At 70.5% G+C, this 25747-nt stretch carries 29 protein-coding genes, 1 tRNA gene, 1 pseudogene and 1 riboswitch; of the genes and pseudogenes, 9 read left to right on the top strand and 22 right to left on the bottom strand.

The features are described 5' to 3' along the window. The first annotated feature begins 212 nt into the window (after positions 1 to 212). Positions 213 to 680, top strand: a complete 468-nt coding sequence (gene bcp, locus AC4IJH_RS12585) for a thioredoxin-dependent thiol peroxidase (protein WP_490851711.1) — start codon at positions 213 to 215, stop codon at positions 678 to 680. Here bcp and AC4IJH_RS12580 read toward each other — a convergent pair. Further along, complete coding sequence (locus tag AC4IJH_RS12580; RefSeq protein ID WP_490851710.1) at positions 661 to 1956, bottom strand: sensor histidine kinase; 1296 nt, start codon at positions 1954 to 1956, stop codon at positions 661 to 663. The two genes, bcp and AC4IJH_RS12580, sit on opposite strands and share 20 nt — an antisense overlap. After that, positions 1956 to 2462, bottom strand: coding sequence for a hypothetical protein (locus tag AC4IJH_RS12575; protein ID WP_490851709.1), 507 nt, complete (start codon positions 2460 to 2462; stop codon positions 1956 to 1958). Before AC4IJH_RS12575 ends, AC4IJH_RS12580 begins: the two co-directional genes overlap by 1 nt. Positions 2463 to 2858: 396 nt before the next feature. On the opposite strand from AC4IJH_RS12575, the gene proP reads away from it, so the two are divergent. The 3 genes and pseudogenes from proP to AC4IJH_RS12560 all read left to right on the top strand — a co-directional run bounded on the left by proP (position 2859) and on the right by AC4IJH_RS12560 (position 4899). After that, complete coding sequence (gene proP, locus AC4IJH_RS12570) at positions 2859 to 4397, top strand: glycine betaine/L-proline transporter ProP (protein ID WP_490851708.1); 1539 nt, start codon at positions 2859 to 2861, stop codon at positions 4395 to 4397. 241 nt (positions 4398 to 4638) lie between these two features. Further along, positions 4639 to 4770 (top strand): annotated as a pseudogene (locus AC4IJH_RS12565) (HNH endonuclease); the annotation flags it as partial. A 45-nt stretch (positions 4771 to 4815) separates the two neighbouring features. Continuing rightward, positions 4816 to 4899: transfer RNA gene (locus AC4IJH_RS12560), tRNA-Leu, on the top strand. Positions 4900 to 4968: 69 nt separating this feature from the next. On the opposite strand, the gene rdgB is transcribed toward AC4IJH_RS12560, so the two are convergent. From rdgB to AC4IJH_RS12525, 7 genes are all read right to left on the bottom strand, one after another. Further along, the gene (rdgB, locus tag AC4IJH_RS12555) at positions 4969 to 5571 is read right to left on the bottom strand and encodes an RdgB/HAM1 family non-canonical purine NTP pyrophosphatase (RefSeq protein WP_490851707.1); all 603 of its coding nucleotides are present in this window, start codon (positions 5569 to 5571) and stop codon (positions 4969 to 4971) included. Between the two features lie 46 nt (positions 5572 to 5617). Continuing rightward, positions 5618 to 6010 (bottom strand): hypothetical protein, encoded by a 393-nt coding sequence (locus tag AC4IJH_RS12550; protein WP_490851706.1) that lies wholly within the window; start codon positions 6008 to 6010, stop codon positions 5618 to 5620. Between the two features lie 191 nt (positions 6011 to 6201). Continuing rightward, positions 6202 to 6387, bottom strand: coding sequence for an SCO1431 family membrane protein (locus AC4IJH_RS12545; RefSeq protein WP_490851705.1), 186 nt, complete (start codon positions 6385 to 6387; stop codon positions 6202 to 6204). Between the two features lie 74 nt (positions 6388 to 6461). Beyond that, positions 6462 to 7193: a ribonuclease PH gene (rph, locus tag AC4IJH_RS12540; protein WP_490851704.1), complete on the bottom strand. Its 732-nt coding sequence runs from the start codon at positions 7191 to 7193 to the stop codon at positions 6462 to 6464. A gap of 82 nt (positions 7194 to 7275) precedes the next feature. Beyond that, complete coding sequence (locus tag AC4IJH_RS12535; RefSeq protein WP_490851703.1) at positions 7276 to 8457, bottom strand: glycosyltransferase family 4 protein; 1182 nt, start codon at positions 8455 to 8457, stop codon at positions 7276 to 7278. A gap of 98 nt (positions 8458 to 8555) precedes the next feature. Continuing rightward, on the bottom strand, positions 8556 to 8705 hold the full coding sequence (locus tag AC4IJH_RS12530) for a hypothetical protein (protein ID WP_490851702.1): 150 nt from the start codon (positions 8703 to 8705) through the stop codon (positions 8556 to 8558). Between the two features lie 270 nt (positions 8706 to 8975). Next, positions 8976 to 9209 (bottom strand): PTS sugar transporter subunit IIB, encoded by a 234-nt coding sequence (locus tag AC4IJH_RS12525; protein WP_030250235.1) that lies wholly within the window; start codon positions 9207 to 9209, stop codon positions 8976 to 8978. A gap of 224 nt (positions 9210 to 9433) precedes the next feature. Between AC4IJH_RS12525 and AC4IJH_RS12520 the strand changes: the two genes are divergently transcribed. Continuing rightward, a complete protein-coding gene (locus tag AC4IJH_RS12520) occupies positions 9434 to 10744 on the top strand; it encodes a PTS transporter subunit EIIC (protein WP_490851701.1) in 1311 nt (436 codons plus the stop codon). 212 nt (positions 10745 to 10956) lie between these two features. After that, the gene (locus AC4IJH_RS12515) at positions 10957 to 12345 is read left to right on the top strand and encodes a PTS transporter subunit EIIC (RefSeq protein ID WP_490851700.1); all 1389 of its coding nucleotides are present in this window, start codon (positions 10957 to 10959) and stop codon (positions 12343 to 12345) included. A gap of 166 nt (positions 12346 to 12511) precedes the next feature. Here AC4IJH_RS12515 and AC4IJH_RS12510 read toward each other — a convergent pair whose 3' ends face one another. Continuing rightward, positions 12512 to 13264, bottom strand: a complete 753-nt coding sequence (locus AC4IJH_RS12510; RefSeq protein WP_490851699.1) for an MBL fold metallo-hydrolase — start codon at positions 13262 to 13264, stop codon at positions 12512 to 12514. Between the two features lie 404 nt (positions 13265 to 13668). Between AC4IJH_RS12510 and AC4IJH_RS12505 the strand changes: the two genes are divergently transcribed. Further along, positions 13669 to 14160, top strand: coding sequence for a type II toxin-antitoxin system PemK/MazF family toxin (locus AC4IJH_RS12505; RefSeq protein ID WP_490851698.1), 492 nt, complete (start codon positions 13669 to 13671; stop codon positions 14158 to 14160). A 49-nt stretch (positions 14161 to 14209) separates the two neighbouring features. Here AC4IJH_RS12505 and AC4IJH_RS12500 read toward each other — a convergent pair whose 3' ends face one another. The 11 genes from AC4IJH_RS12500 to clpS form a co-directional block, all read right to left on the bottom strand. Then, positions 14210 to 15160: a PLP-dependent cysteine synthase family protein gene (locus AC4IJH_RS12500; RefSeq protein ID WP_490851697.1), complete on the bottom strand. Its 951-nt coding sequence runs from the start codon at positions 15158 to 15160 to the stop codon at positions 14210 to 14212. Beyond that, entirely contained in the window at positions 15160 to 15438 is a 279-nt protein-coding gene (locus AC4IJH_RS12495; protein ID WP_490851696.1) for a MoaD/ThiS family protein, read from the bottom strand. Before AC4IJH_RS12495 ends, AC4IJH_RS12500 begins: the two co-directional genes overlap by 1 nt. Positions 15439 to 15538: 100 nt before the next feature. Beyond that, the gene (locus AC4IJH_RS12490; RefSeq protein ID WP_490851695.1) at positions 15539 to 15658 is read right to left on the bottom strand and encodes a putative leader peptide; all 120 of its coding nucleotides are present in this window, start codon (positions 15656 to 15658) and stop codon (positions 15539 to 15541) included. A 69-nt stretch (positions 15659 to 15727) separates the two neighbouring features. After that, the gene (locus tag AC4IJH_RS12485) at positions 15728 to 16516 is read right to left on the bottom strand and encodes a (2Fe-2S)-binding protein (protein WP_490851694.1); all 789 of its coding nucleotides are present in this window, start codon (positions 16514 to 16516) and stop codon (positions 15728 to 15730) included. Next, entirely contained in the window at positions 16513 to 17319 is an 807-nt protein-coding gene (locus AC4IJH_RS12480) for an ABC transporter ATP-binding protein (protein ID WP_490851693.1), read from the bottom strand. The genes AC4IJH_RS12485 and AC4IJH_RS12480 overlap by 4 nt, the downstream gene beginning before the upstream one ends. Further along, entirely contained in the window at positions 17316 to 18362 is a 1047-nt protein-coding gene (locus AC4IJH_RS12475) for a FecCD family ABC transporter permease (RefSeq protein ID WP_490851692.1), read from the bottom strand. The genes AC4IJH_RS12480 and AC4IJH_RS12475 overlap by 4 nt, the downstream gene beginning before the upstream one ends. Before the next feature lie 3 nt (positions 18363 to 18365). Further along, positions 18366 to 19346, bottom strand: coding sequence for an ABC transporter substrate-binding protein (locus tag AC4IJH_RS12470; protein WP_490851691.1), 981 nt, complete (start codon positions 19344 to 19346; stop codon positions 18366 to 18368). Positions 19347 to 19399: 53 nt separating this feature from the next. Then, a riboswitch (cobalamin riboswitch) is annotated at positions 19400 to 19502 on the bottom strand. Between the two features lie 60 nt (positions 19503 to 19562). After that, positions 19563 to 19985, bottom strand: a complete 423-nt coding sequence (locus AC4IJH_RS12465; RefSeq protein ID WP_490851690.1) for a M67 family metallopeptidase — start codon at positions 19983 to 19985, stop codon at positions 19563 to 19565. Positions 19986 to 20073: 88 nt separating this feature from the next. Continuing rightward, positions 20074 to 21537, bottom strand: a complete 1464-nt coding sequence (locus AC4IJH_RS12460) for an amino acid permease (RefSeq protein WP_490851689.1) — start codon at positions 21535 to 21537, stop codon at positions 20074 to 20076. Positions 21538 to 21912: 375 nt separating this feature from the next. Then, positions 21913 to 22503: a DUF2017 domain-containing protein gene (locus AC4IJH_RS12455; RefSeq protein WP_490851688.1), complete on the bottom strand. Its 591-nt coding sequence runs from the start codon at positions 22501 to 22503 to the stop codon at positions 21913 to 21915. Next, positions 22503 to 22802 carry an ATP-dependent Clp protease adapter ClpS gene (clpS, locus tag AC4IJH_RS12450; RefSeq protein ID WP_490851735.1) on the bottom strand — a complete coding sequence of 100 codons (300 nt, stop codon included), beginning with the start codon at positions 22800 to 22802 and terminating at the stop codon, positions 22503 to 22505. The genes AC4IJH_RS12455 and clpS overlap by 1 nt, the downstream gene beginning before the upstream one ends. A gap of 152 nt (positions 22803 to 22954) precedes the next feature. On the opposite strand from clpS, the gene AC4IJH_RS12445 reads away from it, so the two are divergent. Both AC4IJH_RS12445 and AC4IJH_RS12440 read left to right on the top strand, forming a co-directional pair. Then, positions 22955 to 24283: a nicotinate phosphoribosyltransferase gene (locus AC4IJH_RS12445; protein ID WP_490851687.1), complete on the top strand. Its 1329-nt coding sequence runs from the start codon at positions 22955 to 22957 to the stop codon at positions 24281 to 24283. 226 nt (positions 24284 to 24509) lie between these two features. Then, entirely contained in the window at positions 24510 to 25106 is a 597-nt protein-coding gene (locus AC4IJH_RS12440) for an isochorismatase family protein (RefSeq protein ID WP_490851686.1), read from the top strand. 273 nt (positions 25107 to 25379) lie between these two features. On the opposite strand, the gene AC4IJH_RS12435 is transcribed toward AC4IJH_RS12440, so the two are convergent. Further along, positions 25380 to 25694, bottom strand: coding sequence for a hypothetical protein (locus AC4IJH_RS12435; protein WP_490851734.1), 315 nt, complete (start codon positions 25692 to 25694; stop codon positions 25380 to 25382). Positions 25695 to 25747: the final 53 nt, after the last annotated feature.

Raw genomic sequence — 25747 nt, 5'->3', positions numbered from 1 at the left:
CGTCGTCAGTACTGCCTGTCCGTAGTTGTCGTGCACAGTCTGTCAGCTCGTCCTCCCCCGCGCCCCACAGCACCCCCGTTTAGCGCTCTGGCTACGCTCGGGGGCAGCACCAAACCACCCATGAGGAGAGACATGAGCGAGCGAAGCGAGCGAATCAAAAAGAGGTGCGCGCATCGCGCATGCGTGCCCGCCGAGCGCAGCGAGGCTGGCGCATGAGCGAGCGTTTGCAGCCCGGCGACACCGCCCCGGCCTTCACCCTGCCCGACGCGGACGGCAACGAGGTCTCGCTCGCCGACCACAAGGGCCGCAAGACGATCGTCTACTTCTACCCGGCCGCGCTGACCCCCGGCTGCACCAAGCAGGCCTGCGACTTCACCGACAACCTCGACTTCCTGGCCGGCCACGGCTACGACGTCATCGGCATCTCCCCCGACAAGCCGGAGAAGCTCGCCAAGTTCCGCGAGAAGGAGGAGCTGAAGGTCACCCTGCTCGGCGACCCCGACAAGAAGGTCCTCGAGGCCTACGGCGCCTTCGGCGAGAAGAAGCTGTACGGCAAGATCGTCACCGGCGTGATCCGCTCCACCGTGATCGTGGACGAGAACGGCAAGGTCGAGCGGGCCCTTTACAACGTGAAGGCCACCGGCCACGTCGCCAAGATCATCAAGGACCTGGGTCTGTAGCCGGCACCGGCTCCCGCACCGCCGCGACCACCCGGTCCGGCAGCTCCAGCACGGCCTCGGCGCCGCCCGACTCGGCGGCGCCGAAGTCCAGGCGGGCCCCCAGCACCGCCGCCTGACCCGCCGCGATCGTCAGCCCCAGACCGTGCCCGGTGCCCCGCTCGGGAGCCGCCGTACGGAACCGCCGCGGCCCCTCCTCGCGCAGCTCCGCCGGATAGCCGGGACCGTGGTCCCGTACCGCGATCCGCGCCCCCGAGACCCGTACCTCGATCGGCGGCTTGCCGTGCTTGGCCGCATTGGCCAGCAGATTGACCAGCACCCGCTCCACCCGGCGCCGGTCGGTCTCCACCACCTGCGGCTCGCCCTCCACCACGATCTCCACACCCGTGATCCCGCGCACCCGCTCGGCGCGCCCCACGATCCCGTGCACCAGCGACGGCAGATCCACCGGGTCCAGCTGCGCGCACTCCACGCCCGCGTCCAGCCGGGACACCTCCAGCAGGTCCTCCACCAGATTGCGCATCGTCTGCGCGCGGTCCTTGACCAGCTCCACCGCCCGCTCGTGCGGCAGCAGCTCGGCCGCCGCCACCAGCCCGGCCACCGGCGTCCGCAGCTCGTGCGCCACATCGGCGGTGAACTCCCGCTCCGCCTGCACCCGGGCGGCCAGCGAGGTCGCCATGTGGTGGACCGAGCGGCCCAGTTCGGCCACCTCGTCCCGCCCGTTGCTGGCCAGCGCGTCCGCGTCCGGCGGGGCGCCCGCCGCGATCCGCCGGGCCGCGGCCGCGCTGAGCCGCAGCCGGCGCGACAGGCGCTGCGAGACGAACCACGACACCACCGCCATCAGCATGACCGTGCCGATCCCCGCGATCACCAGGGCCCGGTCCAGCGCCATCATCGAGGGGTCGTCGGCGGGATAGGCCGCCGAGACCGACAGGGTGCGCACCGGAGCGCTCACGCTCCCGCCCTCCGCGCCCCCGACGCCGGTGGCGGCCCACACCCGCGGGTCCTCACCGCTGTTGATGTAGGTACCGGACTTGTTCTGGTAGACGGCCTCGCGCAGCGGCTGCGGCAGCGCGGCATCGTCGATCTTCGCGCCCAGCGCGAGGGTGCCGTCCCGCTCGTAGATCTGCAGCGCCGAGGAGAGCCGGTCGTCCTGATAGGAGCGCGCCGCCCGCTCGCGCTCCGCGTCGGAGATGTGGTGCACGGCGAAGCCGAGCACGACCACGGCCAGCGCGGTCACACAGGAGATGGCCAGGGCGATACGGCCTCGGATCCCCATCACGCGAGGGGGTACGTCTCCGCCGTACTGCCGAGGGGAGTGGAGCCCTCGTAGTTGACCACCAGCGTGGTGAAGACCCGCGCCCCCTCGACCTGCTTGGCGCTGTCCAGATGGAAGGTGGCGGGGAAGACGGCGTTGGAGCCCGCGCCGGCCGCGGTCTTCTCCACCTGCACCACGCCCTTGCCCTCGGCCTCCTTGGGGCCGTACCGGTCCCACTTGATCTGGGTGGCCACCATGCCCGCGTCCGCGCAGGTCAGCGTGATCACCTTCGGCTCGACGACCGGCTCGCCGATCCCGCAGTCGCGCACCCCCGGCAGGCCGCCCGCGGGCTTGCCCGCCGTCTTGACCTCCTGCGCCGCCGACGTCTTGGGCGCGTCGGCGACCGCGGGCGTGCGCTGGGTGGCCTGGCTGAACCACACGCCGCCGGCGGCGAGCACGGTGACCGCGACGAAGGTCACCAGAGCGGACCGCCCGTTGACCCATCGGGAGCGTGCGCGGTCGGTCATCAACTTCTCCTCCCGGGGCGAGGGCCCCGTACCGGGGTGCCCGGGCGGGCACAGGCATCGGCGGACAGCCCGGTGGGGCTGGAGCGTGCGGATACGGCAGATCAGCGGACAGGGGTGGTTTTGATACCCACACTCTCCCCGGTCCGGCACACAGGCTGATTGCCCGAACACTGCGAAGAGCACGCGGCTGTGTACCAGTCGTGTAACAGCCGCTGGTGGGGCATGCCCCCGGACGGCCGCTGCCGAGTGACGTAGATCGCCTTCTGTGACCAGAGTGGTTTGATCCGCGCGTTTGCGCGCAGACGCCTCTTTCGTACGCCGCATACGCCGCAGCGCCGCCCGCCCAGCACGCGCACCGCGCGCCGTCCGAGCAAGACGAGCAAGAGGAGCCCACCCGTGCCGACCGGCCAGACCGACGCCGACCTCACCGCCGAGCAGGATCCGGCGGCGCTCAGACGCCACCGGACCCTCTTCCGGGCCGTCGCCCGCCGCAAGAACCCCCGACTGCGGCGCACCGACATCACGGTCACGGACGAGCGGGTGGTCAAGCGGGCCGTGAAGGCAGCCGCCCTGGGCAACGCCATGGAGTGGTTCGACTTCGGCATCTACTCCTACCTGGCCGTCACCATCGGCAAGGTCTTCTTCCCCGGCGGCAGCGACACCACCAGTCTGCTGTCCTCGTTCGCGACCTTCGCCGTGGCCTTCCTCGTACGGCCCCTGGGCGGCGCGTTCTTCGGGCCGCTGGGCGACCGCGTGGGCCGCAAGAAGATCCTGGCGCTGACCATGATGATGATGGCCGCCGGCACCCTGTGCATCGGCCTGATCCCCTCGTACGCCTCCATCGGCATCTGGGCGCCGATCCTGCTCATCGTCTTCCGCATGATCCAGGGCTTCTCCACCGGCGGTGAGTACGGCGGCGCCTCCACCTTCATCGCCGAGTACGCGCCCGACAAGAAGCGCGGCTACTTCGGCAGCTTCCTGGAGATGGGCACCCTGGCCGGCTACACCGGCGCGGCCGGACTGGTCCTGATCCTCAACACCACGCTCGGCTCGGCGGCCATGCACGACTGGGGCTGGCGCATCCCGTTCCTGATCGCGGGCCCGCTCGGCCTGGTCGGCCTCTACCTCCGCCTCAAGCTCGACGAGACGCCCGCCTTCCAGAAGCTGGAGGCCGCCAAGACGCACAGCGGCGAGGCGAGTGCCGCCGAGACCGAGGCGGACTTCTCGCACCTGTCCGAGAACGCCCCCAAGCGCAAGCTCGGCGAGATCTTCGCCCAGCAGTGGCCGGCCCTGATCCTGTGCATCGCGCTGGTCGGCGCGTACAACATCTGCCACTACATGCTGCTGTCGTACATGCCGACCTACCTCACCGACACCCTCCACTACGACGAGGCGCACGGCCTGCTGGTCGTGATCGGCACCATGGTCGTCCTGATGTGCGTCATCAGCACCGTCGGCCGCCTGAACGACCGCTTCGGCCGCAAGCCGCTGCTCATGGCGGGCATGCTCGGCTTCTTCCTGCTCTCCGTCCCCGCCTTCCTCCTGGTCAAGCAGGGCAGCCTGGTGGCGATCATCCCCGGCATGCTGATCCTGGGCCTGTCCCTGGTCTGCCTCCTGGGCACCATGTCCGCCGCCCTCCCCGCCCTCTTCCCCACCAGCGTGCGCTACGGCTCGCTGTCCATCGGCTACAACCTCGCCGTCTCCCTCTTCGGCGGCACCACCCCCCTGGTCATCACCGCCCTGATGGACACCTTCAACAAGAACGACATGGTCCCCGCCTACTACGCCATGGGCGCCGCCCTCGTCGGCGTCATCGCCGTCCTGTGCATGAAGGAAACCGCCCAACAGCCCCTCGACGGCTCCCCTCCCTCCGTCTCCACCAAGGAAGAAGCCATCGAACTCTGCACCGCCCAAACCCAGGACCCCCGCTTCTGAGAACGGCAGTTGGCTTGGCCGTTCCCCGTGCGGCGGCCCCCCTTCCCCATTCGTCGAGGAGTTCGAAAGGGGAACGCACGAGGGGGAATCCATGCCGGGCAGTCCGTACACCCGCGAACGCCTCACCGAGGCAGCGACGTCACTTCGAACGCGAGGGGTGCGGTGGACGCGGGAGGTCCTTGAACCGGCCGTCGCCGCATCGACGAGCGTCCACGGCGTACCGCGTCACCTCGGGCTGGAGCTGGAGGCGGACCACATCGACGGCGACTGGAGCGACGACCGCCCGGACGATCTGCGGCTGCTCTGCCCCAACTGTCACGCAGTGACGATCACTTGGCGCCGAGGGGGTGCCCGCTCCTCCCACTGCCGTTAAGTGCGTGGATCATACGGCCATGCCGCCAGTACCATGTCTGTGCAGGCGGCCGTGGCGGAACTGGCCTACGCGCAGCACTTAGGATGCTGTGGGAGAAATCCCTTGAGGGTTCGAGTCCCTCCGGCCGCACACATTCGATTCGAAGGCCCGGCCCCGCGGAAGCGTGGGGCCGGGCCTTCGGTGTTTCTCGGTGCGGCGTCAGCCCAGGAGTTCGCGGACTACAGGCGTCAGGGCGCGGAATGCCTTGCCTCGGTGGCTGATGGCGTTTTTCTCCGCGGGGGTGAGTTCGGCGCAGGTTCGGGTGTCGCCGAGGGGCTGGAGGATGGGGTCGTAGCCGAAGCCGCCCGTGCCGGTGGGGGCGTGGCGGAGGGTGCCCTCCAGGCGGCCTTCGACGACGCGTTCGGTGCCGTCGGGGAGGGCGAGGGCGGCGGCGCAGGCGAAGTGGGCGGCGCGGTGTTCGTCGGAGATGTCGCAGAGCTGGGCGAGGAGGAGGCAGAGGTTGGCCTCGTCGTCGCCGTGCCGGCCCGACCAGCGGGCGGAGAAGATGCCGGGGGCGCCGTTCAGGACGTCCACGCACAGGCCGGAGTCGTCGGCGACGGCCGGGTGGCCGGTGGCCTGCGCCAGGGCGTGGGCCTTGAGGAGGGCGTTCTCGGCGAAGGTGACGCCGGTCTCCTTGACGTCCGGGATGTCCGGGTAGGCATCGGCGCCGACGAGTTCGACGTCGAGGTCGGCGGCGGCCAGGATCGCGCGGAGTTCGGTGATCTTTCCGGCGTTGCGGGTGGCGAGGATCAGGCGCTTCATGGGCGCGATTATCCAGGGGCGCAGTCGGCCAGGAGGCAGCCAGGGGTTATCCAGGGGTGCAGACCTTGGTCAGCTCGGAGGTGGCGTCCTTCAGGCCGGTGAGGTCGGGGGTCTTGCCGTCCCGTACGGCGTCGTCGATCGCGTCGACGGCCTTGGTCAGGTCGCCGATCGCCTTCTCGACGTCGGCGTTGTCGGTCTGCTTCTTGAGCTTGCCGAGGTCCTTGTTGAGCTGGTCCACGGCGTTCTGGGCGTCCTGCGGGCTGTCGGCGTTGCCCAGGGAGCGCTGGAGGGTGTCCACGTTGCCCGCGAAGGTGGCGGCGGTGTTGGCGCAGTCCAGCGTCTTCTGTACCGCGCCGCAGGCGGACAGGAGCGGTACGGCCACGGCTGCCGCCGCGAGGACGGCGACGGTGGTGGCGGTCGAACGGCGGCGTGTGGCCATGATCGGGTCCCTCCCTGAGCTGTGCGCTGGCACAGGAAGAAACGCGGTGCGGCGGGAATTGGTTGCCGGGACAGCGGAGTTGCTCCGTCAGGCCGCGCGGGCCGTACCCGCCGGGCCGCGTGAACGGCGGGCGTCAGGCCGTGCGGGCTGTGTCTGTCAGGCCACGTCGGTGTGCGATCAGGCCGGGCGGGTCACATGAGGCCGGTCTGGGTCAGGAACATGGCCAGGACAACGACGAAGGTCCAGCCCAGGACGTGTTCCAGGATCTTGGGGCCGTCGTCCTTGGGGCCGCCGGTACGGGTGCGGTCGCGGAGGCCGGCGTGCGGGCCCGTAGGGGACGTACGGAAGCGGGGCGCGGTGGCAGCGGAGGTGGGCATGGTTCCCACAGTGCGCGCACCGGCGCCCCGTTCCTAGAGACGGATCTCCCACGAGGGAAACCTCACAGCGGAGGTCACAGTGTGCGGGCGAGGGCCTCGCGCTGGGCGGCGTCCAGCGTGGCGCAGCCCGCGACGGCCAGGTCGAGCAGGGCGTTGAGCTCCTCGCGGGCGAAGGGCTCGGCCTCGGCGGTGCCCTGGACCTCCACGAAGCGGCCGTCGCCGGTGCAGACGACGTTCATGTCGGTCTCGGCGCGGACGTCCTCCTCGTAGCAGAGGTCCAGGAGGGGGACGGAGCCGACGATGCCGACGGAGACGGCGGAGACGGTGCCGGTCAGGGGCTGGCGGCCGTGCTTGATGAGCTTCTTGCCCTGGGCCCAGGTGATGGCGTCGGCGAGGGCCACGTACGCGCCGGTGATGGCGGCGGTGCGGGTGCCTCCGTCGGCCTGGAGGACGTCGCAGTCCAGGACGACGGTGTTCTCGCCGAGGGCCTTGAAGTCGATGACGGCGCGCAGCGAGCGGCCGATGAGGCGGGAGATCTCGTGCGTACGGCCGCCGATCTTGCCGCGTACGGACTCGCGGTCGCCTCGGGTGTTGGTGGAGCGCGGAAGCATGGAGTACTCGGCGGTGACCCAGCCCTCACCGCTGCCCTTGCGCCAGCGCGGGACGCCTTCGGTCACCGAGGCGGTGCAGAAGACCTTGGTGTCACCGAAGGAGATGAGGACGGAGCCCTCGGCGTGCTTGCTCCATCCGCGTTCGATGGTGACGGGGCGGAGCTGATCGGGGGTGCGGCCGTCGATACGAGACATGCGCCCGAGCGTAGCCGTTGGCGCGGGCCTGCCTGTCCCCGGCCGGTGGGCCGGGGCAGGGAGGGGCGCGGGAAAGCGGGGGTCAGACCATGGAGAGCGAGGCGAGGTCGGACAGTTCGCCCCAGGCGCTGAGCAGGTCGGTGCGGAAGGCGTCGTCGGAGACCTGTTCGCCGATGTGGCGGCGCAGTGCTTCGCCGCGGCCTCGCATGCCCTGGTCGTGGCAGCGCTGGAGGAGGGCGGCGAGGTCGCCGGCGTCGGCGCGGAAGCGGTAGTGGGGCGGGAAGAAGTGGGCGGCCTCGACCTGCGGGGAGTCGGTGATGACGGTGGTGACGCCGCTGAGGGCGGCTTCCAGCGGGGTGATGCCGAGGGTTTCGTAGCGGGAGGGGCAGACGAAGATCCCATTGTCGCGGGCGGCGTCGAAGAGGGCGTAGAGCTCGTCCTTGGGCAGCTTCGCGACGACGCGGACGTGGTCGGTGTCTGCGGCGGGGACCCTGGCCAGCAGTTTTTCGCGCCGTGCGAGGTCGAGGGATTCGTCGCCCGCTATGAGGACGTCGACGGGGAGGCCGCGCCGCAGGAGCTGGATTCCGGCGTCGAGGAGCAGTTCGACGTTCTTGAAGTAATCGAGGCGGGCGACCGCGGTGAACAGCAGCAGGCGGTCGGGGCGTATGAATTCCTCAAGGGCTGATCCGATGCGGTTGCCGGGGCGGTGCCGGGGCTGGATCGGCGGGCTGAGCGGGCGGATCCTGGCCGGGTCGACGCCGCGCTGTACGAGGTATTCGCGCTGGAGCCGCGAGTGTTGCAGGACGTAGGCGCGGGGCAGTCGGCGCAGGTGGTGGATTCCGGACTCCTGCTGCCGTTGCAGATGGCGTGCCTTTTCGTGGCTGCCGAAGGCGAGCGCGGCCAATTCGGCGGAGAAGTGCTCGGAGAAGTCTCCGTGGAACGGGCCGTGGTGGGTGACGCAGCACGGCAGCCGCTCGGGGTGGTAGTCGAGCAGGGTGTCGGTCTGGTAGTAGAGCATCGGCTCGTGCGGGGAGCCGGTCTCGGTGGCGAGTTTTTCGGCCGCCGCGGCGATGGCGTCCTGGACGTCGGCGGCGCGCATGCCGAAGTTGAAGGTCAGCGTGGCGCAGGGAACGGAGTTGCGGACCTCCAGGGTGACGGAGGGGGTGCTGATGCCCTCCTGGCGCCTGTAGAGGATCATGCCGGCGAAGGTGCCGGCCTCGCGCAGTGCCTCGACCACGGACAGGGCGAACGAGGTCGCGCCCACTTTCGCCGCGGATACTTCGGAATCGGGAAAATACTTTGCGTTGAGTACGACAACGGCAGGCAGCATCCGGTTACCCGAGAACATTTCACTCCAGGATTTCAGAAATCGACCGGCGCAATACCTGGAGAGTCCCCCTTGACCCCCGCGCCGACCGTTTGAGCGACAGGTTGATCCTGCGCCATCGATATCCGGCCGGTCAAGTCCTTAAAAGTGAAACTGTCAGGTTGTTGATACTCGAAAAAGGGCATGCGAAAATCACCTTCGAGCATTTCGCGCGAAGGCTTGTCACGGCATTAAAGAAACGCCCACCCCACTCTCGCCATCCATGCCCCCACAATGGCGGAGAATTAAATACAGCAGGAAATACCGAGTGAATTGGTGAAGAATTCTCGGAATGTCACCGGGCGGCGTCGGAGCGCGGCCCGGCAGGCAGCGAGCGCCGCGTGGGCGGCCCCGTTACGGGCCCGCTCGCACGGCGCTCCCTGATGTGATGTCTCAGCAGACCTGGTGGCCGGTGCTCACATCATGTCTTCGATGTCGGCGGCGATCGGGTCGGCGTCGGTGCCGATGACGACCTGGATCGCGGTGCCCATCTTCACGACGCCGTGCGCGCCGGCGGCCTTGAGAGCGGCCTCGTCGACCAGGGAGGGGTCCACGACCTCGGTGCGGAGGCGGGTGATGCAGCCCTCGACCTCTTCGATGTTGTCGAGTCCGCCGAGCCCGGCGACGATCTTCTCAGCCTTGCTGGCCATGTCCACTCCTGATTTTCTCGGCCGTCGGCGGTTCCGCCGCTCGATTCCTCACCGTAACGCACGTATGGCCCAGCTATCCGGGCATATGTCCGCTATCTGGCGAAAGATAGCGACCACCCGGCAGCACGTTCCGGGGTCCGAATCGCGCCGCGAATGGTCTACACCACCAGTATGCGGCACGCACTGAGGCGACCGTCGACGGGCCGACGGCCGGGAGGACGCAGATGAGTTCCAGCGCAGCGGCGGCGCCCAAGAAGAAGTGGACCGCCAACCTCTTCCAGAGCCTGCAGAAGATGGGCCGCAGCCTCCAGCTGCCCATCGCCGTCCTGCCCGCGGCCGGCATCCTCAACCGGCTCGGCCAGCCGGACGTCTTCGGCGCGGACGGCCTGGGCTGGAACGACGTGGCCAAGGTCTTCGCGGGCGCGGGCGGCGCGCTGCTCAACCCGGAGCTGGGCCTGCCGCTGCTGTTCTGCATCGGTGTCGCCATCGGCATGGCCAAGAAGGCGGACGGCTCGACCGCGCTGGCCGCGACGGTCGGCTTCCTCGTCTACTACGGCGTGCTGCGCCAGTTCCCGACGGACTGCCCCACCGGCGCCGCGTACACCCAGCTGGGACAGTGGAGCGGCACCTGCGTCGACGGCGACGGCAAGGCCTCGCAGGCCGCCTTCCAGAACCCGGGTGTCTTCGGCGGCATCCTCATGGGCTTCATGGCCGCCTGGTTCTGGCAGCGCTACCACCGCGTGAAGCTGGTGGACTGGCTGGGCTTCTTCAACGGCCGCCGGCTCGTACCGATCATCATGTCCTTCGTCGGGCTGGGCTTCGCGGTGGTCTGCCTGTGGATCTGGCCGCCGATCGGCGATGCGCTGACCAGCTTCAGCAAGTGGATGGTCGACCTCGGCTCGACCGGCTCCGGCATCTTCGGCGTGGCCAACCGCGCCCTGCTGGTGATCGGGATGCACCAGTTCCTCAATGCCTTCATGTGGTTCCAGTTCGGTGACTTCACCAAGGCGGACGGCACGGTCGTGCACGGCGACATCCCCCGCTTCCTGGCGGGCGACCCGACCGCCGGGCAGTTCACCACCGGCTTCTTCCCGATCATGATGTTCGCGCTGCCGGCCGCGGCGCTGGCGATCACGCACTGCGCCCGGCCGGACCGCCGCAAGGTGGTCGGCGGCATGATGCTCTCGGTCGGCCTGACCTCGTTCGTCACCGGCGTCACCGAGCCGATCGAGTACTCCTTCCTGTTCATCGCCCCCGTGCTGTACGCCATCCACGCCCTGCTGACCGGTGTGTCGATGGCGGTGTGCTGGGCGCTGGGCATCAAGGACGGCTTCAGCTTCTCGGCCGGGCTGATCGACTACGTCATCAACTGGGGCCTGGCGACCAAGCCATGGATGATCATTCCGATCGGCCTGGGCTTCGCGGTCGTCTACTACGCGCTCTTCCGCTTCGTGATCACCAAGTTCAACCTCCCGACCCCGGGCCGGGAGCCGGAGGAACTGGCCGAGGAGCTGGAGAAGGAGAACCTCAAGTAGCACGCCCCCGCGGCCCTCCCCCATCGGCCCTCCCCGGCGCCCTCAAGTGCGTCGCCGGGAGGGCCGATTGGCGTGGGGACGGAGGTAACAGGAATGATGGATTCCTTTATGCCGTGGCTACGTGCTAAGAATGGTCTAAACCACTAGTGGTGTAGACCATAAGAGCGGGCCGTCCCCCTTCCCCGAGTGCCCGCCTCACCAGGAGGAATCCGATGAGTACGGCCACCGCCTCGGCGGCCCCCGCAAAGAAGCGGGGACAGGGCGTCATCAAGGGCATGCAGAAGATCGGGCGCAGTCTCCAGCTCCCGGTCGCCGCCCTTCCCGCAGCCGGCATCCTGAACCGCCTCGGCCAGGATGACGTCTTCGGCAAGACCGGCCTCGGCTGGAACAAGGTCGCCGAGATCTTCGCCCACGCCGGTGGCGCGCTCTTCGACAACCTCGCGCTGCTGTTCTGCATCGGTGTCGCCATCGGCTTCGCCAAGAAGGCGGACGGCACCACCGCCTTCGCGGCCGTGGTCGGCTTCCTGGTCTACAAGAACGTACTCAGCGGCTTCGTCAGCGACGTGACCGGCAAGCCGCAGGACCCGGGCGTCCTCGGCGGCATCGTCGTCGGTATCACCGCCGCCGTGCTGTGGGAGAAGTACCACCGCACCCGGCTCCCCGACTGGCTGGGCTTCTTCTCCGGCCGCCGCTTCATCCCGATCCTGATGTCGTTCGCGGGCCTGGTCTACGGTGTCGTCTTCGGCTACCTGTGGGCCCCGGTCGGCGACGGCCTGAACAGCTTCGCCGAGTGGCTCTCGGACAACGGCGCGGTGGGCTCGGGCATCTTCGGCCTCATCAACCGCCTGCTGATCCCCATCGGCATGCACATGCTGCTGAACTCCTTCGGCTGGTTCCAGTTCGGCAGCTTCACCAAGCCGGACGGCACCGAGGTGCACGGCGACATCGCCCGCTACTTCGCCGGTGACGGCTCCGCCGGAATGTTCATGACCGGCTTCTTCCCGATCTTCATGTTCGCGCTGCCGGCCGCCGCCCTGGCCATCGCGCACTGCGCCCGCCCCGAGCGCCGCAAGGCCGTCTCCGGCATGATGCTCTCCCTGGGTCTGACCGCCTTCGTCACCGGCGTCACCGAGCCCATCGAGTTCTCGTTCATGTTCATCGCCCCGGTCCTGTACGGCATCCACGCCGTCCTCACCGGCCTGTCGATGTTCATCACCTGGGCGCTGGACATCCACACCGGCTTCACCTTCTCCGGTGGCCTCTTCGACTACCTGCTGGGCTGGAGCCACGCGAGCAAGCCGTGGCTGATCATCCCGATCGGTCTGGCCTTCGCGGTGATCTACTACGTGGTCTTCCGCTTCGCGATCACCAAGTTCAACCTGCCGACCCCGGGCCGGGAGGCGGACGACACCCTCGACGAGGCCGCCGCCGAGGCCGAGGCCGCGGAGAAGAAGGCCGCGGCGCGCAAGGCGAAGAAGGCCGCCGTACCGGCGCAGGGGGGCGCCGACGGGGACAAGGAGGCCGCGAAGGCCGACACCGAGAAGGCCGCCGCCTCGGGCAAGGCCTCCGGTAAGACCTCGGGCAAGTCGTCGGGCAAGTGATGCCGCGGCATCGCCGCTGACGCCGAAGGGCCCTGGAACCTGGTTGGTTCCAGGGCCCTTCGCGTACGAGGGGACACCCGAGCGGTCCTGGCACCCGCGGGCCGGCGGGGGCTAGTCGCGCGGTTCCCCGCGCCCCTAGCGGTTCCCCGCGCCCCTATCAGGGCGCTCAGATCTCGTAGACCGCGCCCGCCTTGGCGACCTCGACCGGGCCCTGGAAGACCTCCTGGGCGTCGCGGAGGTTGACGCCGGGGTCGGTCCACGGCGGGATGTGGGTCAGTACGAGGCGGCCGGCCCGGGCGCGCTCGGCGTGCTCGCCCGCCTCGCGGCCGTTGAGGTGCAGGTCGGGGATGTCTTCCTTGCCGTGCGTGAAGGACGCCTCGCACAGGAAGAAGTCGGTGTCCCGGGCCAGTTCGTCCAGCGCCCGGCAGACGCCGGTGTCGCCGGAGTACGTCAGGGACTTGCCCCCGTGCTCGATGCGGAAGGCGAAGGCCTCCACCGGGTGGCTGACCAGGTCCGTACGGATGGTGAAGGGGCCGATGGTGAACGTGCCGGGCGTCAGGGTGCGGAAGTCGAAGACCTCGCTCATCGCGCCCTCGGTGGGCAGGTCGGCGTGGGCCGCGGTCAGCCGGCGCTCGGTGCCGGCCGGTCCGTAGACCGGCATCGGGGCGCAGCGACCGCCGTCGGGGCGGTAGTAGCGCACGACGAAGTAGCCGCACAGGTCGATGCAGTGGTCGGCGTGCAGGTGCGAGAGGAGTACGGCGTCCAGGTCGTACAGGCCGCAGTGGCGCTGCAGCTCGCCCAGGGCACCGTTGCCCATGTCCAGCAGCAGCCTGAAGCCGTCGGCCTCCAGGAGGTAGCTCGAACAGGCCGATTCCGTGGAGGGGAACGACCCCGAGCATCCGACGACGGTGAGCTTCATGCGGGCGTGAACCTCCGTGGGCGGGGACGGTGCGGCGGGGTGCGCTGCGGCGGGGAGCAGTGCGGGGTCAGGCGGACCGGGGGAGGTCCTTGCCGTGTCCGTGCCGTGTCTTCGCGGTGCCCATGAGCGTAAGGCGCAAAAGAGCTGGTGGCCCCTCCAGCGGGGCGAGCTGTGGGCGGAATCACCAGTCCGGGTGGCCGGGTCGCGGGCCCTGTTCCCATCCGCCTTCCGTGCCGCTCGCTCACCCATTCCCCCTCCGTTCCCGCGCGGTGTTTCCCGCCGCCGCCCGCCTTCTTCCGCTGCGCTGCTTGCTCTCTTCCCGTCCGGTGGCCCTCCGTCCCATATGCCGGGTGGGGCGGTGGCCGGTACGGTCGCAGTGAGCGGGGATCTTGGAGGGAGCGGCCGTGGATACCTCGTGGTGGCCGGCGCTGGGGGCGGTTCTCGCGCTGGCGCTTCTCGCGGCGATCGCCGACGGGCGGCTGCGCGGACGCCGTGGCGCGCGCGGGCGCGGGCGGCCGCCGGGCCGGGCGGCAGGGCGCGTACGGGCGGAGGGGCCCACCGCCTGGGGGCGCAAGCGGCCCCGGCCCGGCGAGATCTGGTGGGCCCTGGTTCCGTACGAGAGCGGGTCCGGCGCGGGCGGTACGGCCAAGGACCGGCCGTGCCTGGTGCTCGCGGTGCACGGGGACCGCGCCCGGATCGCCAAGATCACCAGCCGCTACCGGGACGAGCGGCCGGGGGTGATCCCGCTCCCGCCCGGCTCGGTCGGCGACAACCAGGGCCGGGGGAGCTTCCTGGAGACCGACGCGCTGCGCGAGGTGCCGCTGGGCGCGTTCCGGCGCCGGTCGGGGGTGGCGGACCCGGCCGTGTGGGACCAGGTCCGGCATCTGGCGTACTGAGGGCCGGTGCCCCGGAGCCCGTGCGGCGCCGGGGTGGGGAGGCGGCCTCTCAGGCCCAGAGCTGGCCGTGCAGGGTCTCGACGGCGGCCTCGGTCGACTCGGCGGTGTAGACGCCGGTGGAGAGGTACTTCCAGCCGCCGTCGGCGACGACGAAGACGATGTCGGCGCTCTCGCCGGCGCGCTCGGCCTTGCGGGCGACGCCGAGGGCGGCGTGCAGGGCGGCGCCGGTGGAGATGCCCGCGAAGATGCCTTCCTGGGCGAGCAGTTCGCGGGTACGGCGCACCGCGTCCTCGGAGCCGACGGAGAAGCGCGTGGTCAGGACCGACTCGTCGTACAGCTCGGGGACGAAGCCCTCGTCCAGGTTGCGCAGCCCGTAGACGACGTCGTCGTAGCGCGGCTCGGCGGCCACGATGCGGACGCCGGGGACGTGCTCGCGCAGATAGCGGCCCACGCCCATGAGGGTGCCGGTGGTGCCCAGGCCCGCCACGAAGTGGGTGATGGAGGGGAGGTCGGCGAGGATCTCGGGGCCGGTGGTGGCGTAGTGGGCACCGGCGTTGTCGGGGTTGCCGTACTGGTAGAGCATCACCCAGTCCGGGTGCTCGGCCGCCAGCTCCTTGGCCACGCGCACCGCGGTGTTGGAGCCCCCGGCCGCCGGGGAGGAGATGATCTCGGCGCCCCACATGGCGAGCAGGTCGCGCCGCTCCTGGGAGGTGTTCTCCGGCATGACGCACACGATGCGGTAGCCCTTGAGCTTGGCCGCCATGGCGAGCGAGATGCCGGTGTTGCCGCTGGTCGGCTCCAGGATCGTGCAGCCGGGCGCCAACCGGCCGTCCTTCTCGGCCTGTTCGACCATGTGGAGGGCGGGGCGGTCCTTGACGGAGCCGGTGGGGTTGCGGTCCTCCAGCTTGGCCCAGATGCGGACCTCGTCGGAGGGGGACAGGCGCGGGAGGCGGACGAGAGGGGTGTTCCCGACCGCCGCCAGCGGGGAGTCGTACCGCATCAGCTGGAGCCCCCGGCGACGGCCGGCAGGATCGTGACGTTGTCGCCGTCGGCCAGCTCGGTGGAGATGCCGTCGAGGAAGCGCACGTCCTCGTCGTTGAGGTAGACGTTGACGAAGCGGCGCAGCTGCTCGCCGTCGACCAGGCGCTCCTTGATGCCCGCGTGCCGGGTCTCCAGGTCGGCGAAGAGGTCGGCGATGGTCTGCCCGCTGCCCTGGACGGCCTTGGCGCCGTCGGTGTAGGTGCGCAGGATGGTCGGGATACGGACCTCGATGGCCATGTGAGAGCTCCTGTGGGAGTGCGGTGGCTGGGCAGCCCCGGGGGCGCGCTGCGGCGCGAGGGCAAGGTGGTGCGAACGTACGGCGATCGCCGCGGGCTGCTCAGGCAGCGGCGGCCGTGCAGCGCGGACAGATCGCGCTGGCCAGACGGCACAGGTCGACGTGCAGCCGCGCAACGAGCAGTGCGCCCGGCGTCTTCTCGCTCACGTCGTGGAAAACCATGCGGTCATCGTATCGATTCCCGGTCCGGGTATTGGAACCTCGTCTCGCCCTGCGGACGCGAGGAGCACATCAGGTGGGACGCGGGCCCGCCCGGTACGCGGCCAGCCGCTCGTCGGTGCTGGTCAGGCAGCAGCTGGCGCAGCGTACGGCCTCGGCGCTCGTGTAGAAGAGGCAGCAGGTGCGGCGGAGGTAGACCAGGCGGGAGCGGCCGTCGGCGCGCGTGACGGTCCTCACATCCCCCAGGGCGGCGAGGCCGCCGGGGGCGCCGCGGGTGAAGTCGGCCCAGCGGCGGGCCATCCGCCGCGGGTCGGGAGCGGGGTCGGCCAGGGAGGCACCGAGTGCGGTGGCGCAGCCGTGGGCCACGCCGCCGCGCAGCTGCCGCAGGCCGGCCCGGGTGCGCCGGTGCAGCGCCGCGGCCAGCGGCAGCAAGTGCTCCTCCAGTACGGCCTGTTGGACGCCGGTGTCCGCGGGCAGCAGGCGCGGGGCGCGCAGGCGGACCTCGGCGATGCCGTGTCCGGGGTCGGGCCGCAGCACGAGGTTGTGCGGCGCCACGTCCAGGACCTGGCCGGTCAGGCCCCAGTGCAGGACGGCGGCGGCGGTGACCCGGCCCGCGTAGACGGCGATGAGGGTGAGCGCGGCGGCGTGCTCGGTGCGGTGGCCGCTGCCGTGGTACTCGGTGTCCAGCAGTCGGGACAGCTCGGGGCTCGCGGGGTCCAGGAGGCGGTCGGCGGGCAGCCATTCCGCCGCGCCCGCGGGCGGCTCGCCCGCCTCGATGCGGTAGCGGCGGCCGTGCGCGGCCAGGCTCCGCAGCGCGGACAGTGCCGCGTCCGGGGCAAGCTCCCCCGTCCCGCCCGTCACGCCGGCGCGCCTTCCCCGAGGGCGGACCGGCCCAGCTTCGCCGGCAGGTACACCACCGTCGGCGCCCCGGTCACCGGGTGGACGGTGACCTCGGCGGCGACGCCGTAGACCTCGGCGAGCAGGTCGGCCGTGAGGACGTCGGCGGGCGCTCCGTGGGCGACGACGCGTCCGGCGCGCAGGACGTAGAGGCGGTCGCAGTAGTACGCGGCGAGGTTGAGGTCGTGCAGCGCCAGCAGGTTGGTCGTCCCCAACTCCCGTACGAGGGAGAGGACTTCGAGCTGGTAGCGGATGTCGAGGTGGTTGGTCGGCTCGTCCAGGACGACCAGTGAGGGCTCCTGGACCAGGGCGCGGGCGACCAGGGCGCGCTGGCGCTCGCCGCCGGACAGCGACGGGAAGGGGCGGGCGGCCAGCTCCCCGATGCCGACCCGCGCCAGGGCCTCGCCCACGAGCGCGTCGTCGGCCGCGGTGTCCGCCTCCCAGAACTTCTTGTGCGGGGAGCGGCCCATCGCGACGATCTCGCGGACGGTCAGCTCGAAGACCGCCTGGCCGTCCTGCGGGACGGTGGCGATGCGCTTTGAGCGCGCCTTGGGGCCCATCGCGTGCAGGTCCTCGCCGTCCAGGAGGGCGCGGCCGTGGGTGGGGCGCAGGGTCCCGTACACGCAGCGCAGCAGGGTCGTCTTGCCGCTGCCGTTGGGGCCGACGACCCCGACGGTCTCGCCGTCGGCGGCCGTGAGGTCGACGCCGTCGACGAGGTGGCGGCCGTCGACGCCGTACGAGAGTCCTTCGGTGCGCAGCGCGCTCACGCGGGGGCTCCTTCGGGGCGGCGGCGCAGCAGCCACAGGAAGAACGGGCCGCCGGTCAGGGCGGTGAGGATGCCGACGGGCACGTCCTGGGGGACGGCGACCAGGCGCGCGGCCAGGTCCGCGAGGACCAGGAACGCGGCGCCGGCGAGCGCCACGACCGGCAGCAGGGTGCGGTGGCTCGCGCCGACCACCATCCGGGCGGCGTGCGGCACGAGCAGCCCGACGAAGCCGACGGCGCCGCTGACGGCGACGAGGACGCCGGTGACCAGCGAGGCCAGGACGAAGACGGCGGCCCGGAAGCGCGAGGTGTCCAGCCCGAGGACGGTGGCGCCCTCCTCCCCCACCAGCATCAGGTCGAGCGGCCGGGCCAGCGCGATGAGCAGGGCGGTGCCGAGGACGAGGACGGCGGCGGGCAGCAGCAGCATGTCCCAGCGGGCGGCGCCGAGCCCGCCCAGCGTCCAGTACATGGCCTCCTTGAAGTGCTCGGCGCGCGGCGACATGACCAGGACCAGGCTGGTCAGGGCGGAGAAGATGTACGCGACGGCGACGCCGGACAGGACCAGGCGGGAGCCGGTCAGCTGCCCGCCGCGCCGGGCCAGCGCGTAGACCAGGACCAGGGCGAGCAGCGAGCCCGCGAAGGCCCCGGCGGGCAGGGTGACGGTGGTGGCCAGGCCCAGCCCGCTGCCGATGCCGAAGACGATGACCAGGGCGACCCCGGCGGAGGCGCCGGAGGAGATCCCCAGCAGGTACGGGTCGGCGAGCGGGTTGCGCACCAGGGCCTGCAGGACGGTGCCGACGACGGCCAGGCCCGCCCCGACGACCGCGCCGAGCAGCACGCGCGGCAGGCGTACGTCGAGCACGATCGTGCTGAAGGGGCTGGGGTCGGCGCCGCCGGTGACGATGTCCAGGACCTGGGCGGGCGGGATGCTCACCTGCCCGAGGGCGAGCCCGGCGAGAGCCGCCGCCGCGAGCGCGGCGCCGAGGACGGCCAGGACGAGGGTGTAGCGCAGCGGGCCCCGGGCGGGCGGGGTCGTGCAGGCCACGGGCTACTTCTTCAGCTCGGGGTGGAGCTGGGCCGCGAGCTTGTCGATGGCGGCCGGGGCCCGGACGCCGAGCACGACGTCGGAGAGCGGCATCACCGCGAAGCGCTGGTTCTTGACGGCGGGGACGTCTTTGAGGGCCGGGTCGTCCAGGAGGCGCTTCTTCTTCTGTTCGACCGTCGTCGAGCCGTAGTCGTAGATCACGATGACCTCGGGCTTGCGGGCGACGACCTGTTCCCAGCTCGCGTCGGCGAAGGGCTTGGCGATGTCGGCGAAGACGTTGCGGCCGCCGGCCCGGGTGATCATCTCGTTGCCGATGCCCTGGCCGCCCGCGGTCGAGGCGGTCTTGTCACCGCCGTCGTACACGAAGACCGGCAGCGGCTCGATGCCCTTGAGCCGCTTCGCGGTGGCGGCGGTGGCTGCGCGGGCCCCCTCGATCCAGCTCTTGGCGCGGTCGGCGACGCCGAAGGTGCGGCCGACCTCGTCGATCTCGCGGTAGAGGTCGTCGAGGGAGGTGCTCTTCTTGGCGCAGTACTCCAGGTTGAGGCGGGTCTGGATGCCGGACTCGGCCAGGCTGTCCCGGTCGCGCCCGTCCTTGGCGTTGAAGGCGGTCGCGTAGCCGCCGTAGACGAAGTCGGGGTTGGCGGCGAGGAGCTTTTCCTTGGAGGGGTATTCCTTGGCCAGTACGGGGATCGAGGCGTACGCCCCGGCGTACTTCGGCAGCACCTTGTCGTCGAGATAGGCCGTCCCGATCAGGGACTTCTTCAGGCCGAGCTCCAGCATGACCTCGGTGACGTGCTGGTTCATGGTGACCACGCGCTTGGGGGGCGCCTTGAAGGTGGTCTTCACGCCGCAGTTGTCGACGGTGTACGGGAAGCCCTGCGCCTTCGCGGCGATCTGGGCGTCCTGCTTCTGGCCGGTGCCGCCGCAGGCGGTGAGCGGGAGGAGCAGAGCGGCTGCGGCTATGAGCGCACGGCGCCGGAACATGGCAGGGGCCTCCTGGGGATCCGCGTCCCCTGGTCGGTGCTGAAGGCGGCGGTCCAGTTCCTGACTCCCGGGCGCGCTCGCGCCCGGTCACAGTGGCGGGACCGTGCCGGATTTCCACCGGCTTCCTGGCTTCCGCCGCCTTTGATGACGCGGTGATTGTGCCATGCGCCGCCCCGCGGGTGATCACTCGGTGAGCGACGCCTCAGGGCCGCGTTCTCAGTACGCCTCGACGACCTCGACGTCCTCCTCGGTGACCTGGCCGTCCACGATGCGGAAGGAGCGGAACTGGAAGGGTCCGGCGTCGTCGGTGTCGGCGGTGGAGACCAGGACGTAGTGGGCGCCCGGCTCGTTCGCGTAGGTGATGTCCGTACGGGAGGGGTGGGCCTCGGTCGCGGTGTGCGAGTGGTAGATGATCACGGGCTCCTCGTCCCGGTCGTCCATCTCGCGGTAGAGCCTCAGCAGATCCTGCGAGTCGAACTCGTAGAAGGTGGGCGAGCGGGCCGCGTTCAGCATGGGGATGAACCGCTCGGGGCGGCCGCTGCCGGCCGGACCCGCGACCACGCCGCACGCCTCGTCGGGGTGGTCCTTGCGCGCGTGGTCCACGATCTGGTCGTACAGGGCCTTGGTAAGGGTCAGCATGCGGCCAGGATAAGCAGCGGGGCCCGTACGTACCGAGGGGTGGTACGCACGGGCCCGCATGCTGGACAGGGCTCCATCAGGGCCTGGTTCAGGGCTTCTTGGCTCCGGCCCCGGCGTCCTTGCGGGCGCCGGCCTTGCCCCCGAAGACGTCGGGGTTGCGGCTCTTGATCACCAGGTAGCCGACGACCAGGACGAGCGCCCAGACCGGGGCCGCGTACAGCGAGACCCGGGCGTCCGGGTCGACGCCCATCATCACGATGACCATGCCGATGAAGGCCAGCGCGAAGATCGAGGTGTACGGGGCGCCGGGCGCCTTGAAGTCGGACTGCGGCAGCTCGCCGCGGTTGGCCTTGGCCCGGTAGCGCAGCTGCGAGATCAGGATGACGATCCAGGCCCACATGCCGGAGATGGTCGCGAAGGAGACGACGTAGTTGAACGCCTCGCCCGGCCACTGGTAGTTGATCCACACGCCGATGAGCATCATCGCGACCGAGATCCCGGTGCCCCAGGTCGGCAGGCCGTTCTTGCTCAGGCGGGTGAAGACCTTCGGGCCCTGGCCGTTGAGCGCGAGGTCGCGCAGCATCCGGCCGGTGGAGTACATCCCGGAGTTGGCGGAGGAGAGCGCGGCGGTCAGCACGACGAAGTTGACGATGCCCGCGCCGGCCGGCAGGCCGATCTTGGCGAAGGCGGCGACGAAGGGGCTCACGCCCGGCTCGAAGTACTGCCAGCTCACCACGGACAGGATGATGACGAGCGCGCCGATGTAGAACAGGCCGATCCGCCACGGCACGGTGTTGATGGCCTTGGGCAGGACCTTCTTGGGGTTGGTGGCCTCGCCCGCGGTGACGCCGACCAGCTCGACGGCGAGGAAGGCGAACATCACGATCTGCAGCGTCATCAGCGTGCCGCCGATGCCCTTGGGGAAGAAGCCGCCGTCGGACCACAGCAGGGAGAAGGAGGCGGTGTCACCGGCGTCGGAGAAGCCCAGCAGAATCACGCCGAGGCCGATCAGGATCATGCCGATGATCGCGGTGACCTTGACCATGGAGAACCAGAACTCCAGCTCGCCGAAGAGCTTCACGGAGATCAGGTTGATGCCGAAGAGCGCGACGGTGAAGACCAGCGCGGAGAGCCATTGCGGTATGTCCGCGTTCCAGTAATGGATGTAGGTGGCCGCCGCCGTCACTTCCGTGATGCCGGTGACGACCCAGAAGAGCCAGTACGTCCAGCCGGTGACGAATCCGATGAAGGGGCCGAGGAATTCACGGCCGTACTCCGAGAAGGAGCCCGACACCGGGCGGTACATGAGCAGCTCGCCCAGGGCCCGCATGATGAAAAAGATGACGAGACCGACGATGGCGTAGGCGAGGATGATGCTCGGCCCGGCCTTGGAGATCGCCTTGCCCGCTCCCAGGAACAGGCCCGTGCCGATGGCACCACCAATGGCGATCATCTGGATCTGCCGGTTTCCCAGCCCCCGCTGGTAGCCCTCTTCGGAAGATCCTGCGGCCTCGCTGCTGTCGTGTTGCTTGCCGACCTGCACTGAGGTCATGAGTGGTGTGCCCTTCTCCATTCCGACCCGGTCTGTCCGGATCGGGTTCCGATCCCCCCGGATGGAGTTCCTGCACGCCGACGGTCGGTCGGCTAAGCGCTCTGTCGCGGCAACAGGGGTGGCGTCACTCGCGGCAGGTCGTGAACATCTATCACGGCCTCTTGGGCATCGACCAGCGATGTCTTGGGGGAGGCCGTGAAAAAAATAGGATAAATGCTGAAAGACCCTGCGGCGTACCAGGGGTCGGTGACGGGATCGTTATCCGGATTTGAGGGTCCGTTGAGCGGACACTCATGATCGGGACAGCGTGCCGTCAGGATCGGGACACCGGTCCGGGGCCGCGCCTGGTCACCTGGGGTGCCCGGAGCGCTCCGTTCAGGGCATCAGCGTCTCGACCAGCGTCTCCTGCAGCCCGCCCAGCCAGAAGTACGCCATCACCATCGGCTTGCGCGGATCGGAGTCCGGCAGCCGCAGCAGCTCGCCGCCGTCGTCCTCGTCGGTGACCTCCAGACGGGTGCCGATGGCCAGCCGCAGGTCGTTGAGCGCACCGAGCCACTGGCGGCACTCCTCGGGGTTCAGGCGCAGCACGGCGCCCTTGTCGTCACCCGGGCCCAGCGCGTCCAGGGCGCGGACGACCGCGAGCGCGTCCTCGCGCTTGCGGGCCCGCAGGTCGTTCTCCGTATAGCGGCGGAACTCCGCGGAGGCGGCGTGCACATCGTCGTCCGGGACCACGTCGGGGCCGCCGTAGGCGTCCGGGAACAGGCGCGCCAGGGCCGGGTCGGCGGGCGGCTCGCTGGGGCCCTCGGCGAAGAGCGCGGCGAGCGGGTCCTCGCCCTCCTTGGGCTCCTGGCCCGGGCCGATCAGCTCCATGAGCTGGACGGCGAGGCTGCGCAGGATGGAGATCTCGACCTCGTCCAGCGGGACGGCCGCGCCGCCGTCGGGCAGGGGCTCGAAGTGGCCGGCCATCAGCGCTCCTGCTGGAGGGTCGCCCACAGGCCGTAGCCGTGCATCGCCTGCACGTCACGCTCCATTTCCTCGCGGCTGCCGCTGGAGACGATCGCGCGGCCCTTGTGGTGTACGTCGAGCATGAGCCGGTTGGCCTTGTCCTTGGAGTAGCCGAAGTAGGTCTGGAAGACGTAGGTCACATAGCTCATGAGGTTGACGGGGTCGTTGTGGACGACGGTCACCCAGGGCACGTCCGGCTCGGGCACCGCGAAGGGTGCCTCACTGGATTCGGGACGTTCGATCTCGGTGGGAATGCTCATCGTGCAGCGATTCCACTGGAGGGTGGGGGTGGGTGACGGGTGGGCGCTCACGGTGTCCATGCTGCCACTCAGGATGGGGCATCGCACAAACGCCCCCGAAGATCGTCACAGAAATCGTCAAAGTGACGAGTATCGGGGGTAGCATCCTGAGCATGAACACCGCAGACCTGGGGCTGCCGGTCGCCGTGCCGTCGACTGCGCTCTTCACCGACCAGTACGAACTCACCATGCTGCAGGCCGCGCTGCGCTCGGGCACCGCCGACCGCCGCTCGGTCTTCGAGGTCTTCACCCGCCGCCTGCCCGAGGGCCGCCGCTACGGCGTGGTGGCCGGCACCGGCCGGGTGCTGGACGCGGTGGAGAACTTCCGCTTCGACGAAACGATTCTCGGCTTCCTGAGCGAGCGCGGCATCCTGGACGAGCCGACCGCCCAATGGCTGGCCGACTACCGCTTCCGCGGCGACATCTGGGGCTATCCGGAGGGCGAGGTCTACTTCCCCGGCTCCCCGATCATGCGGGTGGAGGGCACCTTCGCCGAGGCCGTGCTGCTGGAGACGGTCATCCTCTCGATCCTCAACCACGACTCGGCCGTCGCCGCCGCCGCGTCCCGGATGGCGGTCGCCGCCGGTGACCGGCCGCTGATCGAGATGGGCGCGCGGCGCACCCACGAGCTGGCGGCCGTCGCCTCGGCCCGGGCCGCGTACGTGGGCGGCTTCGCCTCCACCTCCGACCTCGCGGCCGGGTTCCGCTACAACATCCCCACCGTCGGCACCAGCGCACACGCCTTCACCCTGCTCCACGACAGCGAGCGGGACGCCTTCAGCGCCCAGGTCGCCTCGCTGGGCAGCTCTACGACGCTGCTGGTGGACACCTACGACGTGGCCGAGGCGGTCCGTACGGCCGTGGAGGTCGCGGGCCCCGGCCTGGGCGCGGTGCGCATCGACTCCGGCGACCTGCTGCTGCTCGCACACCGGGTGCGCCAGCAGCTGGACGAGCTGGGCGCCAAGGACACCCGGATCGTGGTGACCAGCGACCTGGACGAGTACGCCATCGCCTCGCTGGCCGCCGCCCCGGTGGACGCGTACGGCGTCGGTACGCAGCTGGTGACCGGCAGCGGGCACCCGACCTGCTCGATGGTCTACAAGCTGGTGGCGCGCGCCGACAGCGGCGATCCGCGGGCCGAGCTGCGCTCTGTGGCCAAGAAGTCGATGGGCGCCAAGTCCTCGGTCGGCGGCCGCAAGTGGGCGGCGCGGCGGCCCGACGAGGACGGGGTCGCCGAGGCCGAGGTGATCGGCACCGGCGAGGTCCCGGCCGCGCTGCGTGACCACCAGCTGCAGGTGCCGCTGGTACGCGAGGGACAGGTGGTGGCCCGTGAGCCGCTGGAGGCCGCCCGCGCGCGGCACATCGCGGCGCGCGCCGGGCTGCCGATGTCGGCCAACCAGCTCTCGCGGGGCGAGGCCGTACTGCCGACGGAGTACGTGTGAGCGCGGGGCGGAAGTAGCCGCCGTGACGGCTGCGCCGCCCCTGTGCTCACCCTGTGGTCACACCTGAGCGAGGGTGACCGAGGGTGTGCCCCCAAAGGCCCCAAGTGCCCACTCCCGCAATGCCGGTGAAGTGGCTACCCTCGGTCACACCACCGCGCGCCGCTCCCCTTCGCGCCGTTTTCCTCAGCGCCCCTCCCCACCGATTCCCAGCCGGAAGGCACGCACCATGCACCGGGCATTGATCGTCGTAGACGTGCAGAACGATTTCTGCGAGGGCGGCAGCCTCGCGGTGGCCGGCGGAGCCGATGTGGCGGCCGCCATCACGGACCTGGTGGGGCAGACGGCGGGGGCCTGCTACCAGCACGTCGTGGCCACCCGTGACCACCACATCGACCCCGGTGACCACTTCTCCGAGCACCCGGACTTCGAGCACAGCTGGCCGCCGCACTGCGTCGCGGGCACCGAGGGCAGCGGCTTCCACCCCAATTTCGCGCCCGCCATCGCCTCCGGCGCCATCGACACGGTCTTCGACAAGGGCGCGCACTCCGCCGCCTACAGCGGCTTCGAGGGCGTCGACGAGAACGGCACCCCGCTCGCCGAGTGGCTGCGCGCCCGCCGCGTCACCGAGGTCGACATCGTCGGCATCGCCACCGACCACTGCGTACGCGCCACCGCCCTGGACGCCCTCCGCGCGGGCTTCGCCACCCAGGTCCTCCTCGACCTCACCGCAGGCGTGGCCCCCCACACGACCGAGCGCGCCCTGGAAGACCTCCGCACCGCCGGCGCCGAACTCACCGGCAAGCCCATCGTCCAGACCGCCTAGCCGCCCACTCGGGAAGGCCCCCGGACCCCTTTTCCCGCCACGGCCCGGACGGCTCGGCACCGCCGGAATGCGCCATCGGGCGCCCCGCCGTCGCGGCGGAAAAGATGGCCGCGGCAGGATGGCCCCCGTAAGGGGCGCGGGGAACTGCGCGACCGGCCCCCACCGGGCCGCGGCGGAATGGCCACGTCCCAGGCAGACGCCGGGTGGGCCCGGGGCCCGTAAGGGGCGCGGGGAACTGCGCGACCGGCCCCCCATCGGGCCGGGGTGGGGTGCTCATGTGTGGGCCGCGGGCCGCAGGAGCGTGGCTATGGGGTGCCAGGACTCCGTGTCGTCGTCGGGGGTCTGGCGCCAGACGAGGCCGTCGGGGTGGTGCAGGACGGCGGTGATCTCGTCGGGCGTGGGCGGCTCCATGTTGCCGCGCAGGTAGACGGCGCGCAGACCCAGGTTGCGCAGCCTGGTCAGGGCGCGCTGGCGGTTCACCGCGTGTACGAGGACGCGTACTCTGCGTCCGCCGCTGCCCGGTCTGGGCAGGGACAGGGCGACGACCACGCTCCCGCCGGGGAGCCGGACAAAACCTCCGCCGTGCATGCTCATACCTCCCCCGTGAGACCTCGTGTCAACAAGAAACCGGCAAGACGCAT

The sequence above is a fragment of the Streptomyces sp. UF-297 genome, assembly GCF_058245575.1.
Note: the sequence above shows the minus strand (reverse complement) of the source record. Positions and strands in the feature narration are given on the sequence as shown.

What these genes read in the sequence shown, in the direction of transcription:
- AC4IJH_RS12440 (WP_490851686.1), top strand. Translation starts at nt 24,510, where the DNA reads ATGCACCGGGCATTGATCGTCGTAGACGTGCAGAACGATTTCTGCGAG.
- AC4IJH_RS12460 (WP_490851689.1), bottom strand. Translation starts at nt 21,537, where the DNA reads ATGACCTCAGTGCAGGTCGGCAAGCAACACGACAGCAGCGAGGCCGCA.
- AC4IJH_RS12545 (WP_490851705.1), bottom strand. Translation starts at nt 6,387, where the DNA reads ATGCCCACCTCCGCTGCCACCGCGCCCCGCTTCCGTACGTCCCCTACG.
- AC4IJH_RS12455 (WP_490851688.1), bottom strand. Translation starts at nt 22,503, where the DNA reads ATGGCCGGCCACTTCGAGCCCCTGCCCGACGGCGGCGCGGCCGTCCCG.
- AC4IJH_RS12500 (WP_490851697.1), bottom strand. Translation starts at nt 15,160, where the DNA reads ATGCGGTACGACTCCCCGCTGGCGGCGGTCGGGAACACCCCTCTCGTC.
- AC4IJH_RS12550 (WP_490851706.1), bottom strand. Translation starts at nt 6,010, where the DNA reads ATGGCCACACGCCGCCGTTCGACCGCCACCACCGTCGCCGTCCTCGCG.
- AC4IJH_RS12580 (WP_490851710.1), bottom strand. Translation starts at nt 1,956, where the DNA reads ATGGGGATCCGAGGCCGTATCGCCCTGGCCATCTCCTGTGTGACCGCG.
- AC4IJH_RS12445 (WP_490851687.1), top strand. Translation starts at nt 22,955, where the DNA reads ATGAACACCGCAGACCTGGGGCTGCCGGTCGCCGTGCCGTCGACTGCG.
- AC4IJH_RS12495 (WP_490851696.1), bottom strand. Translation starts at nt 15,438, where the DNA reads ATGGCCATCGAGGTCCGTATCCCGACCATCCTGCGCACCTACACCGAC.
- AC4IJH_RS12470 (WP_490851691.1), bottom strand. Translation starts at nt 19,346, where the DNA reads ATGTTCCGGCGCCGTGCGCTCATAGCCGCAGCCGCTCTGCTCCTCCCG.
- rdgB (WP_490851707.1), bottom strand. Translation starts at nt 5,571, where the DNA reads ATGAAGCGCCTGATCCTCGCCACCCGCAACGCCGGAAAGATCACCGAA.
- AC4IJH_RS12465 (WP_490851690.1), bottom strand. Translation starts at nt 19,985, where the DNA reads ATGCTGACCCTTACCAAGGCCCTGTACGACCAGATCGTGGACCACGCG.
- rph (WP_490851704.1), bottom strand. Translation starts at nt 7,193, where the DNA reads ATGTCTCGTATCGACGGCCGCACCCCCGATCAGCTCCGCCCCGTCACC.
- AC4IJH_RS12490 (WP_490851695.1), bottom strand. Translation starts at nt 15,658, where the DNA reads ATGGTTTTCCACGACGTGAGCGAGAAGACGCCGGGCGCACTGCTCGTT.
- AC4IJH_RS12530 (WP_490851702.1), bottom strand. Translation starts at nt 8,705, where the DNA reads ATGCCCTTTTTCGAGTATCAACAACCTGACAGTTTCACTTTTAAGGAC.
- AC4IJH_RS12515 (WP_490851700.1), top strand. Translation starts at nt 10,957, where the DNA reads ATGAGTACGGCCACCGCCTCGGCGGCCCCCGCAAAGAAGCGGGGACAG.
- AC4IJH_RS12575 (WP_490851709.1), bottom strand. Translation starts at nt 2,462, where the DNA reads ATGACCGACCGCGCACGCTCCCGATGGGTCAACGGGCGGTCCGCTCTG.
- AC4IJH_RS12435 (WP_490851734.1), bottom strand. Translation starts at nt 25,694, where the DNA reads ATGCACGGCGGAGGTTTTGTCCGGCTCCCCGGCGGGAGCGTGGTCGTC.
- bcp (WP_490851711.1), top strand. Translation starts at nt 213, where the DNA reads ATGAGCGAGCGTTTGCAGCCCGGCGACACCGCCCCGGCCTTCACCCTG.
- AC4IJH_RS12510 (WP_490851699.1), bottom strand. Translation starts at nt 13,264, where the DNA reads ATGAAGCTCACCGTCGTCGGATGCTCGGGGTCGTTCCCCTCCACGGAA.
- AC4IJH_RS12520 (WP_490851701.1), top strand. Translation starts at nt 9,434, where the DNA reads ATGAGTTCCAGCGCAGCGGCGGCGCCCAAGAAGAAGTGGACCGCCAAC.
- clpS (WP_490851735.1), bottom strand. Translation starts at nt 22,802, where the DNA reads ATGAGCATTCCCACCGAGATCGAACGTCCCGAATCCAGTGAGGCACCC.
- AC4IJH_RS12525 (WP_030250235.1), bottom strand. Translation starts at nt 9,209, where the DNA reads ATGGCCAGCAAGGCTGAGAAGATCGTCGCCGGGCTCGGCGGACTCGAC.